Genomic DNA, 12,371 nt, shown 5'->3' with positions numbered 1-12,371 from the left:
TTATGATTTTAAATGTGTATTAAAATTTTAGAATGTTTTTACAATTTTGCCGATTTTATATCGATAGGAATTACCCTTATCGTCGTCATTACTCGACAAATTCCAACTAGCATTAGGAACATTCTTCATTGAAAGAACACCATTTTGCATGTACATTACACTTTTGTCTTTGGTAGGATCACATAGAGCGATATAAGGATATCCGAAATATTGAATTTCCCATTGGTAGTCTTTAATATTTGTTTCTTCCTGTATTTCTCTAAAAACTAAATTGTTTCCATCTCTTTTTAAAAACAAATTATTTTCTTGAGCAGAAATTAAAAAAACAGTAGCTGGATTATCTTCTGATTGCTTTATAATAAAAGCATCAAAATAAGTATCTGGGGTCGTATTACTTTTTTCTGTTAATACCAAAGAATTGGTTTCTTTATCTAAGTTTAAGACCTTTTTCTGAGCTCCTTCATCGGCATAAAATACGATAAGCTCTGTGTTTTGTGCAGTTATTCCTTGATACCAGCACAACACTATTAGTAAAAAATTAAATACTTTCATACGAGTGCTAATTTTTACTTTTGTTCTTTATTTTCAAGACGCTCTAAACGCTTTACTAAAGATTCAATAAGCTTATTTTGTGCTTTAATTTTATCTTCTTGGTCTATAGTGTATAGTGTTAATTCTTCTACTTTTTCAACAAGTTTAGTAGTAATCATGTTCATGTCAAGACCAGAAGCTACGATTTCCTTTTCAGAAGGAATATTTGGTAAGTGCTTGTTCTCATTAATATATTCAGCAACTTTTTCAAGAGGCATTAAATCGTAGTTTTTATCAAAAACATAATCAGGAAATGTTCCAATGTTTAATACCACTTTATTTGTTCTCAATCCACCGCTAACAGAAAGTAATGAAGTGTCTACAGTGTCCGGAGCTAAATTGGTATTTCCTATTTTAACCGTACCATTTTTGTTAATTCTAAAAACTTCTTTAGATGAAGTTGGACTTACATAACTGTAAAACACATGATTTTGACCTGATTGATATCTTAAAGTAGCACTATTTACACCAAAACCATAAAAATTATGATCGTTATTAGAAGCTTCATAAAGTACTATTTTTCTGTTTTTTGTAGATTTACTTAAGTGCAATTCTCCTTTAGGTTCATGTGTTCCTATTCCTACCCTACCAGAATTATCAATAACCATTTTATTTGCGTTACCAACTCTAAAACCGATATATCCATCACCTGTATTCTTTTTATTGATAAGTGTATGTTTCCCGTTATTTTGAGTAATCATAGCATAAGTATCTGTACCTACTTGATCTTTATGAGCTAAACCAGCCCAACTATTACTATCACCTACTTTACCAAGAAAAGTATTACTAATAAGCGCATTATCTTTTACGTGTAAGTTTTGTTCTGGATTAGATACTCCTAGACCAACTTTACCGTCTTTGTTAATACGTAGATTTTCTCTAGAACTGCTACTGTTTATAGTAGAATAGAAAACATGATTTGCTTCAGATTGATATCTTAAAGTATTTGAATTTATTCCTAGTCCATAGAATTGATGAGCATTATTATTGCTGCTGTGCCAAAGTACTAGTTTTCTATTGTTAATGGTGTTTTTAAATTGTAATTCTCCTAAAGGGTTAGTAACACCATTTAAACCAACATTACCGCTATTTCTAACAGTAAAACGTTCTGTTCCAAAATTTTTATAATCATTACTGGTAACAAATTGAACTGCAAATCTATCTTTATAATTGGATAATGTAACACCTCTATTAGAAGTTTGAAGTCTAAGTTGTCCCCAATGATTAGATCGATCTCTGTTCACTACAAGAAGATCTTTTTTGTCTCCCCAATCGCTTCCTACAGATTGAGCAATAGTTGTGTAAGCACTTAATATTATTAAAGTTGCTGTTAAAATGTAATCTCTTTTTTTCATGATTTTAATTTTCAAGGTTAAATGTTTTTAATTGTTAATAGAACTGTAATTAAGAATACAATTCAGTGTGTGTTTCTAATTGTAGAAATCTTTAAGTTTAGACAATAGTTGTTCACCCCAACCAGTTATCGCGTTAGGTATTTTTATGTTTAGAATAAGAAGTTTCTAATATTGAATTATCAATACAGTTTTATTTCTTTTCTTATCCTAATAGTATAAGTTAAGTGTACTTTTTGGGTCTGAACAAACGATTTTAAATCTTTAAAAAGCTTGTTAGATTATTTTAAATCAAAAAATAAGTTAGGTGTACTTGTTTATTAATAATTTTCACTCTTGTATAAGTTTTGCAAGAGTTTTCTTCTTTTACATACTTGTAAAAATTAAATGACAAAGAATTTGAATAGGTAGGTTTCATAATTAAAATAGGAGGACGTTATTAAAGTTTAGTTTTTAATTCTTGTACAAACCTCTTTATTTTTTTTGATTAAAACAAGCGATACGGGGGTTACAAAAGGGTGTCACACCAGTGTATTCAATACTTGTAGAGATATTTTGTCCGTTATTTGTCCGCTAAAAAATTACTGTAAAATTATATAGGTAGTGTAAAAAGTATGATTAAAATCTATTCTTAATTAGTTACAAAATTACTTGTTCTACTTTTTAGATCTGAGAACTTCATAGTTTTCAATCTTCATATTTATACAAGTCAAATTATAAGTTTTTTATATATGTTATGATATCTTCTTTTGAGTTTACTCCTATCTTTTTTCGAATGCGTGAACGTGAAGATTTTATTGCTGAAACAGAAGAGTTTTGTAGTTTACTAATTTCAGTTGCATTAAGTCCCAATGTCATTAAACACAGAATCTCCTTTTCTCTTTCATTAAGTTGAGGAAGTTTATTATCTAATATCACCTTGAAATCAAAACTAACTTTATCTAAATAAGATTTTAAATCACTGTTTGAGGTTACTGTTTCAGATAATAAAGATGCCGTTATGGATTGTAATGACTTTTTTCGATCTTGTTCATTATCCAACTTTAATATCGCTTTGATCTCTTTTAGAGTTTGTTTAAAAACTTCTTGTTTTATTGAGTTTTCAACAACTGCATTTTTTAATTCTTTTTCTCTAGTGACTAAAGCTAGTTCTGTTTTTAGCTTTTCTAATTCTTGTTGTTGCAAACGAGTTTCAGATAAACGAATTTGCTGTTTTGTATTTTTTCTATATAACCATAATATAATACTACTAAGTAGTACAATACAAATTGAAATTAAGAGATATAATTTCTTCTTAGAACTTTCATTATCTAACTGTAGTCGGTTTGCCAACTTTTCTTTTTCAAATTTGTGATTTAACTCTAGTTCTGTTATGCGTTTTACTTTTTTAGTATCGTTTATCGTATCAAAATACGCCATTGCTATTTTATAGTCAACGAGCGCCTTTTTATATTTTTTTCTTGTTTCTTGTACACTACTCCTACTAAAGTATTGTTTTAGTAGCAAATCTTTACGCTTCATTTTTCTTGCTAAAACAATTGCAGTATCTAAGTATGGAACTGCTTTATCATACTCTTTTAATGCATTATGTAAGACAGCTAAATTTAAATAACTTGTAGATAACCAACTTTGATCATTAGTTGCTTTCAACATTTTTATATTTTCTTTATAAATAGCTTTAGATTTATCATATTTCTTTTGAGAATAATATATAGCAGCCAAATTAGTATTCACTTTAGCTTTACGAAGATTAGAACATGGTAAAGCTTTCGTTTTTTTAACATAAAACAATGCAGAATCAATGTTTTCATCCTGATAATGAGTCACTGAGAACATATGGTATGACAAAGCTAACTCTTCTACATCACCTATCTTTTTCTTAATTGAAATAGCTTTCCTAAAATAGTCTTTAGATTTTTTAAATTCTTTTTGCTTTCTGTAAAACATTCCTAGATTGTGAAAAGACAACCCCATAGTAATAGAATCGTAAATCTTTTTACTAAGATCTAATGCATTTAGATAATTAGATAATGCAGCTTCCATTTTATCTTCCTTCTTATCTAAAATTGCTAAATAATTTAAAGCTACAGCTTTATGTTTTTGAAAATAATATTCTCTTTCTGGATACTTGTCTATAGTTTTAAAAACCTCTTTGAGTAAAATCCTTGAAGTATCAACATTAAATGTATACATCTTTTTTATTAAAATTATTTTATGATGTACACTCGCAGAATCTGTTGTAGAATTTGTTACATTATCTTTTAATATTTGTAATAAGCCATCGTTATTTTGTGCTATAATTGTCGTTAAGTGAAATAATAGGATGAGGTAGGTTAATTTAGTTTTCACAGTGGGGGCGTATATTCGATTAAATTAATTAATATAGTTGCTAAAATACACACCCTTTATTTGAAACCAAAACGAAAGATTATTGATATTATTTAGCTCAGGCAATACTATACATAAACAACAGTTGTTTATTGAATTTTCATAAATATTTCTTATTAAAATTGTTTAAGGTTGTAGTGTAAATTTCTCTTAAATTAAATTGCCATACTTTATAACATATAAATGTTCTCTCAGTATCTGAAAATAGAGTTTGTTATTACGAAAAACACTGGTTTTATTGTGAAAATATTCATTCATAAAAAAACACAAATCATGTTTTGACTAATGTAATATTTCACATTTTTTTAATATAAAAATTAACCTTCAATTTTTGATAGTAGAAACTAATAACATAATTTTGTTTAAGTTTTTCTATAGAATCATTAAACAACCTTAAACATTTCATTATAAACTGTTTTACTGATTTTTTAAGAAAATATTTATTCAGGTTTTAACTAAAAAAGTTAAACATAATACATTTAAAAAGCAGTAATCAACTATGAGAATTTATACAATCATCATATTATTTCTAATTCCTCTAATAAGTTTTTCTCAAGATAAATTTACAATTAGTGGTACATTAAAAGACAAAGCTAATGGTGAAACCTTATTTGGAGCAACCGTTTTTTTAAAAGGAACAAGTTTAGGAACAACTACCAACGAATATGGTTTTTATTCACTCACTGCTCCGAAAGGAAATTACACATTAAGTGTATCTTACATTGGATATAAACCTATTGAAAAGGAAATTGAATTGACTAAAAATATAAAGTTCAATACCGACTTAAGTGAGGATGCTAATGTATTAGATGAAGTTGTAATTAGTGCTGAGGAAAGTAAAAAAGTAAATCTTCGTAGTCCTCAAATGAGTACTACTAAAATTAGTTCGCAAACCATTAAACAGATTCCTGTTGTATTAGGTGAAGTAGATGTAATTAAATCGATTCAGTTATTACCAGGTGTAACAAATGCTGGTGAAGGAGCTTCTGGATTTAATGTTCGTGGTGGTGCTGAAGACCAAAATTTAATTTTGTTAGATGAAGCTATTATTTATAATGCCTCTCACCTATTTGGTTTCTTTTCTGTTTTTAATAATGACGCTATTAAAGATGTAAAATTATATAAAGGAGGAATTCCTGCTAAGTTTGGTGGACGAGTTTCTTCGGTTTTAGATGTGCGTCAAAAAGACGGAAACAACAAAGAATTTAAACTTACTGGTGGAATCGGATTAATATCAAGTCGATTAACTGCAGAAGCTCCATTGTTTGGAGATAAAGGTTCTTTCTTAGTTGCTGGTCGAGCTTCATACGCTAATATTTTTCTTGCTCTAGCAAACAATGAAAATAGAGTTGGGTTTTACGATTTAAACTTAAAAACAAACTATCAACTCAATGATAAAAATCGTTTATTTTTCTCGGCTTACTTCGGAAATGACGATGTAACATTTCAAAATTCTTTCTTTAATTCTTATGGTAATTTATCAGCAAACTTAAGATGGAATCATATTTTTAGTGATAAGTTATTCTCTAATTTATCTGCTATTTATAGTCGATACAATTACGATTTACAACTTGAATTTGTTGATTTAGATTGGTTATCGCGTATCGATAATTACAATTTAAAATATGATATTGATTATTATTTAAATGATAAACTAAAATTCGATTTCGGAGTTAGTGGAATATACTACAAATTTAACCCTGGTGAAATTCGTAAACTCACTCCAGAATCTGCTATCAACGAAGATTTCTTAGACAAAAAGTTTGCAGTAGAAACTGGTATTTACGCAAGTTTAGAACACAAAATATCAAACAATTTAACTGCAATGTATGGTTTACGTTACAGTTATTTTAATAGATTTGGAAGTCAAGTTTTAAATACTTACGCTAACGATTTGCCTGTAATTTATAATCCTTCGTTTGGTATTTATGAGCGTGCTAATCCAACAGGTCAAATAACTTACGGAGATAAAGAAAGTATCGCTAGCTTCGGAAATTTTGAACCAAGATTTGCTTTATCGTATCAACTAAATGAAAAGTCATCTATTAAAACTAGTTATAATAGAATGGCACAATATTTACACTTAATTTCAAACACAACCTCTGCAACTCCATTAGATATTTGGGCTCCAAGTGGAGAGTTTTTAAAACCTCAAATTGCCGATCAATATGCTATTGGTTATTTTAGAAACTTTAAAAACAATACATATTCGATCGAAGCAGAAACGTATTATAAAACTGTAAAAAATCGTGTAGATTACATAAACGGAGCAGAATTAATTGCTCAAAATACTATTGAAAGAGAAATTTTAAATGGTGATGCTAGAGCTTACGGATTAGAGTTTTTATTACGTAAAAACAAAGGAGATTTAACGGGTTGGATTGCATATACGCTTTCGAAATCTGAACAAAGAACTTTAGGTGGCCGTGCAGGTGGACCTGGTTTAAACAATGGTGATTGGTACAATACACCTTTCGATAGAACTCACGATTTATCTGTAACAGGAAATTATAAATTAAGTGATAATTGGACTTTCAATGCCAACTTTGTTTTCCAAACAGGTCGCCCTGTTACATATCCAAACGGACAATTTCAATATAATGGATTATCAATTCCTACATATTCTACCAGAAATGCCGATAGATTACCTGCGTACAACCGTTTAGATGTCTCGGCAACATTAACTCCTAGAAAAAATAAAAATAGAAAATGGCAAGCCGAATGGGTATTTGGTATTTACAACTTGTACTCTAGAAGAAATGCGGCTTCTATTAGTTTTGGTGTAAATAATCAATCTGGATTAAATGAAGCTGAACGCACTTCTATCTTCGGAATTACACCTTCAGTAACTTATAATTTTAAATTCTAAAAAAATGAAAAAATCAATTTATATCTTGTTTATAACAATCAGTACTATTTTTTCATCTTGTACTGATGTTGTTGATGTTGATGTTCCTAACGGTGGACCACGTTTAGTTGTTGAGGCTTCTATTAATTGGGAAAAAGGAACTCCAGGAAATGAACAAACTATTAAATTAAGTACTTCTACTGCATTTTTTGATAGTAATCCTAACGTCCCAGTAATTGGAGCTACAGTAACAGTTACTAAAGAAAATGATGGTACTCAATTTACTTTTGCAGATCAAAATAATGGAGAATACTCAACTACAAACTTTGTTCCTGAAATTGGCGCTGTTTATAATTTAAATATAGTTTATAATGGAGAAACTTATACTGCTTCGGAAACATTAGTTGGTTTTACAGAAATCAATAGTGTTACTCAAGAAGACGGTTTTAATGAAGATGAATTTAGAGTTCGTGTACTTTTTGACGATCCTGCGGATGAAGTAAACTATTATTTAGGAGAGTTTGTACAAGAAAACTTAGCTGTTCCTTCTTTAGCTTCTGTGCGAGATGAATTTGTAAATGGTAATGAGGCTTTTGTTTTACATTTTGATGAAAAAAATGTTTCGGGAACAGAAATCGACATTAAAGTATTTGGTATTTCAGAAGATTTCTACTTTTACATTGAACAATTAATCCAATTATCAGGAACTCAAGGTGGTGGTGGACCATTTCAAACTACTCCTGCGCAATTGAAAGGAAATTGTGTTAATGTTAATGACCCTAGTGAAGAAGTCTTAGGTTATTTTCGTTTAAGTCAGTTTGAAAGAACGAATTATACGATTCAATAATAAAGGAATTAAAAAACATAACTAAATTTCTACCTATAACTAATATTTAATTATCTTAATATTTAGTCGATTATTAGGTCAAGAAAATAATAGTGCCAAATAAGTTTTAATACTATAAAGCTTATTTGGCACATTTAATTTAGGTAATCCCCTTTCCTAAATTTGTAAGTATGCTTAAATTCTTTCTATTCCAATAATCATCATTTTGTATCCATTAAAAGCTGTTTCTAGTTTCACTCTTGATAACCACAAAAACTTTCCCTTGTATACGATTGGTAACATTAAAAATTTAATTTTAGTTCTTCTTACTTTGTATCTCTTCTGTTTTTTAGTAGCAAATAACATTTTTGATAATTTAATAGTAGTTTATGTTTTCCCTTAAAAGTTTGTTGCAACAAAACTTTGTTTGATACAAAGAAATCAAGAAATTCTTTTTCACCATAAAAATAACCCCGGACAAAAAACGGACAAAACAAACATCTAACTAACAAACACTTAACTAGAATAAATATTCATTTGTCAACTATAAATAGTTGTATAAATTTTCATTTTGTGATATATTAAAATAAATTTGCAGATACACTTTTTAGAATATAGGTTATAATTGTATTAATATTGTTATGAAATAAAACAGAGAAAATCATTTTAATTTTAAGCATATCGAATGATCAAACAAGTTTTACTATCAATCTTCTTTTTAGTTTTTACCACTCAAATTTTCTCTCAGAACACTGTAGAAGAATTATCTAAAAAATTAGAAAATACTACTGATAAAAAAGAACGTCTTGAAATTTTACATGAGATTACTAAAAAAACAATTCATGAAAATTCTGATAGGAAAATAAAGTTTTTAAAAGAATATATAGCTCTGGCTAAAGAGCTTAAGGAATATGATAAATTAGGAAACAAATCTCGTTTTTTAATAGAACACTTTACTAGTATTTCTCTACTAGATTCTACAAAGTATTATGTAGATCAAATGTTGGGATATTTACCTCTTTACAAAGATCCAACTACCGAAGCTCACTTATTACTGAAAAGAGCTAGTTATTATTATAATACAGATCAATATGAAAAAGCAATAAAAGATTATAATCGCTCTGGTGATATTTTTATTAAAGCAAACAAAGGCTTAATTAATGCTGCAGATGCGCGTTTCTTCGCAGCACAAGTTTATAATGATCTAAACGATTTTTTGGATGCAGTTACCAATTATGAAGAAGCTTATAAATTGTATGATCAACTTAATGATAATTTTTATAAAAACTTAACTCTTGCAGACTTAGCAGGTATTTATTCTAAAAATGGATTCCATGAAAAATCAATTACTGAACGTAAACGAGTTTTAGCTAATGCAAAAGAAACAAAAGATTATATCTCATTATGTTATGCTTATGGAAATTTAGCAAAGATTAATCAAAAAGTTAAAAACTTTGACAACGTAAAAAAGTATATTGATTCAACATACTTTTTTATTGATAGTATACAAAACAAACAACAAAAAGTTTTATCTAAGTTATTTCTAGCGAACTTAAATATCGATTATAATTTAGACTTAGGAAATGTAACTCTGGCTGAACAATATTTAGAAGAGGCGAAAGATTGGGTTAAAAAAACAAGTGCTCCTGATTTCTTTCAGAGGATGAATTATGAGTATCAAGGTAAAGTTTACGTTCAAAAAAAAGACTACACAAAAGCAGAAAATGCATTCAAAAAAGTTTTAGCACTTAAAGGACAAGAAGGACAGCAAGAAACTATAAAAAAGGCAGAAAAAGAAATTGCTAAAGTATACGGAGCTACAGGTCAATACAAAAAAGCTTTTGAGCATTTAAACACCTATTTAGAATTAGAGGAAACAGACAATACGTTAATTAAAGACAATACTTTTTTATATTATCAATCTAAATTTGAAACAGAACGAAAAGATCAAGAGATTTTTAAAAAGAAAACTGAAATTGAACTTTTAGAAAAGGATCAAGAAATTGAAAAATATAAAAGACGTGTAACTGTAGCACTTTTACTAATTGCACTTTTAATAGCCTTCATGATTTTTTATGTCCTTTGGAGAAAAGCCAAACGTAAACGTAGAGCATTAGCTAGAGAAATAGTTGATTTAAATACAGAAGTAACCACCAAGAAAGAAGAAGTAAATGAATTGTTAACCGAAACTATAATTCATCTTCGATCTAAAGAAAAACTTGCCGAAAATTTATCAAAACTTTCTCATGAAGAAGAGGGTATTTCTTTAAAAAGTATTATTGCTGATTTAAAAGCAGACAAGTTAGAAGATGCTAAAATTGTCGTTCTAAAACAAAATATCGAATCTTTGAATTATGAATTTTTAAAGAACTTAAAAAATCTACATCCTAATCTTACAAAAACAGATATTGAGGTTTGTTCTTTCATAAAAATTGGACTTTCTCGAAAAGAAATTTCTAACTTAAGAAAAACGAGTCTTGATGCTATAAAATCAACAAGATTTAGATTAAAAAAGAAACTAAACCTTACATCTGAAGATTCTCTTGATGATTATATCAGATCACTTTAATCTTTTAAATTAAATGCGTCACCTAAGCGTAATATTTTTCTTTTTTATTCTGAGTTCCTTTTCTCAGGAAAAAGATTCTATTGTTGTAAACTTTCTCAATAAAATTGATAATGCACCTAATGATTCTCTAAAAGTGCAGCATCTTTTAGATTTAGGTACATATCAAAAGAGTAGAAACACCGATAAACTTCCAACATATCATCAACAGGTTAGAGAGATTCTTAAAAAAAACAGTTATGATAATATAAAACACCACAAAACATTACTAATTCAATCTGGAGTGTATAAACGAAGATCATTAGATTATTCAGGTGCATTGAAAGATTATTTGGCTGCTCAAAAAATTATTATTGAAACAAATGACTCCATATATCTAGGTGTAAATTATGGAAACATTGCTATGCTATACAAGTTTAAAAATGAATGTGACAAAGCAATTGTTAACTTTAAAAAGGCTATTAAAACAAATACTAATAATAAAAATCACCGATTATTAGGTATTAATTATAGTAACATCGCAAAATGTTATGCAGAGATGGACAAGATAGATTCTGCTTTTTATGCTTTTGATAAAGGGATTTATCATTCAAAATTAGCTGAAGCTTATGATGTTTTACAAGGCGTATATGGTAATAAAGCAAGTTTATTATTGGATCAAAAAAGATATGAAGAAGCACTTCCTTTACAACTCAATTTTTTAAAATATACGAAAAGTGTCAACAAGTATTTATCTCAAACGATTACGAATAGAAATCTTGCAGAAACGTATTTCCAATTAAAAAACAATGATAAAGCTCTGTTTTACGCAAATGAAGCCATAAAACTAGGAAACAAAATAAATATGATTAGTCGTATTTATGATGTGTACAAGATAAGAGGAGAAATATACAAATCTGCAGGTAAATTAGACTTAGCTTTTAACGATTTAAAGACTTACAATAAAATCCAAAAAGATATTAATGTTGTAAACAATGCGAAAAAATTTAAAGAAATTGAAATGACGCATTCTTTTGAAAAAGCACGAATAACAGATAGTATCGTTAATGCAGAAGAAAGGAGAAGAATAGAATTACAACTAGAAAAAGAAGAAATACAAAAACAATTGTATTTAGCTAGTTTAGTTATTACATTAATAATTGGTTTGCTAGTTTTATATCTAGGCTATTTGCTATACTTAAAAATTAAAAGGAAAAATAAAATCAAACAAGACCTTCTCTCTAACCAAATCGATGAACTAAATACAGAAGTAACCACCAAGAAAGAAGAAGTAAATGAATTGTTAACCGAAACAATTATTCACCTTCGATCTAAAGAGAAACTTGCTGAAAATTTATCAAAGCTTTCCCATGAAGAAGAAGGTGTTTCTTTAAAAAGTATTATTGCAGATTTAAAAGCAGACAAACTAGAAGATGCTAAAATTGTAGTTCTAAAACAAAATATCGAATCTTTGAATTATGAATTTTTGAAGAATTTAAAAAACCTACATCCTAATCTTACCAAAACAGATATTGAGGTTTGTTCTTTCATTAAAATTGGTCTTTCTCGGAAAGAGATTTCCAACCTAAGAAAAACAAGTCTTGACGCTATAAAATCAACTCGATTTAGATTAAAAAAGAAACTAAAACTAACTGCTGAAGAATCATTAGATGAATATATAAGATCACTTTAATTCTTAAAAACTCTTCTTTTTTAACATTTTCATCTGTATTTGAGGTTTCAAAAAAACTACGCTCTAGCCCTTATAAAATAAGAGAAGTTAATTTTTGCACCCGTATTTGCACCCTGCGATTTCTTTTT

Annotated in this window: 7 protein-coding genes; 4 read left to right on the top strand and 3 right to left on the bottom strand. The window is 28.3% G+C overall.

Going from position 1 to position 12,371, the window contains the following annotated elements:
- Positions 1 to 27: 27 nt before the first annotated feature.
- The 3 genes from AQ1685_RS07645 to AQ1685_RS07635 all read right to left on the bottom strand — a co-directional run bounded on the left by AQ1685_RS07645 (position 28) and on the right by AQ1685_RS07635 (position 4,292).
- On the bottom strand, positions 28 to 552 hold the full coding sequence (locus AQ1685_RS07645; RefSeq protein ID WP_095070914.1) for a hypothetical protein: 525 nt from the start codon (positions 550 to 552) through the stop codon (positions 28 to 30).
- A gap of 14 nt (positions 553 to 566) precedes the next feature.
- Positions 567 to 1,946, bottom strand: a complete 1,380-nt coding sequence (locus AQ1685_RS07640) for a hypothetical protein (protein ID WP_095070912.1) — start codon at positions 1,944 to 1,946, stop codon at positions 567 to 569.
- 711 nt (positions 1,947 to 2,657) lie between these two features.
- Positions 2,658 to 4,292, bottom strand: a complete 1,635-nt coding sequence (locus tag AQ1685_RS07635; protein WP_095070911.1) for a tetratricopeptide repeat protein — start codon at positions 4,290 to 4,292, stop codon at positions 2,658 to 2,660.
- 538 nt (positions 4,293 to 4,830) lie between these two features.
- Between AQ1685_RS07635 and AQ1685_RS07630 the strand changes: the two genes are divergently transcribed.
- From AQ1685_RS07630 to AQ1685_RS07615, 4 genes are all read left to right on the top strand, one after another.
- Positions 4,831 to 7,200 carry a TonB-dependent receptor gene (locus AQ1685_RS07630; RefSeq protein ID WP_095070909.1) on the top strand — a complete coding sequence of 790 codons (2,370 nt, stop codon included), beginning with the start codon at positions 4,831 to 4,833 and terminating at the stop codon, positions 7,198 to 7,200.
- 4 nt (positions 7,201 to 7,204) lie between these two features.
- A complete protein-coding gene (locus AQ1685_RS07625; protein WP_095070908.1) occupies positions 7,205 to 8,026 on the top strand; it encodes a DUF4249 domain-containing protein in 822 nt (273 codons plus the stop codon).
- A 664-nt stretch (positions 8,027 to 8,690) separates the two neighbouring features.
- Positions 8,691 to 10,574, top strand: a complete 1,884-nt coding sequence (locus AQ1685_RS07620; RefSeq protein WP_095070906.1) for a tetratricopeptide repeat protein — start codon at positions 8,691 to 8,693, stop codon at positions 10,572 to 10,574.
- Positions 10,575 to 10,707: 133 nt separating this feature from the next.
- Complete coding sequence (locus AQ1685_RS07615; RefSeq protein ID WP_162288564.1) at positions 10,708 to 12,243, top strand: tetratricopeptide repeat protein; 1,536 nt, start codon at positions 10,708 to 10,710, stop codon at positions 12,241 to 12,243.
- The last annotated feature ends 128 nt before the right edge of the window (positions 12,244 to 12,371 follow it).

Origin of the sequence: Tenacibaculum jejuense, assembly GCF_900198195.1 — a bacterium.
Lineage (GTDB): Bacteria > Bacteroidota > Bacteroidia > Flavobacteriales > Flavobacteriaceae > Polaribacter > Polaribacter jejuensis.
Note: the sequence above shows the minus strand (reverse complement) of the source record. Positions and strands in the feature narration are given on the sequence as shown.

What these genes read in the sequence shown, in the direction of transcription:
- AQ1685_RS07645 (WP_095070914.1), bottom strand. Translation starts at nt 552, where the DNA reads ATGAAAGTATTTAATTTTTTACTAATAGTGTTGTGCTGGTATCAAGGA.
- AQ1685_RS07640 (WP_095070912.1), bottom strand. Translation starts at nt 1,946, where the DNA reads ATGAAAAAAAGAGATTACATTTTAACAGCAACTTTAATAATATTAAGT.
- AQ1685_RS07630 (WP_095070909.1), top strand. Translation starts at nt 4,831, where the DNA reads ATGAGAATTTATACAATCATCATATTATTTCTAATTCCTCTAATAAGT.
- AQ1685_RS07625 (WP_095070908.1), top strand. Translation starts at nt 7,205, where the DNA reads ATGAAAAAATCAATTTATATCTTGTTTATAACAATCAGTACTATTTTT.
- AQ1685_RS07620 (WP_095070906.1), top strand. Translation starts at nt 8,691, where the DNA reads ATGATCAAACAAGTTTTACTATCAATCTTCTTTTTAGTTTTTACCACT.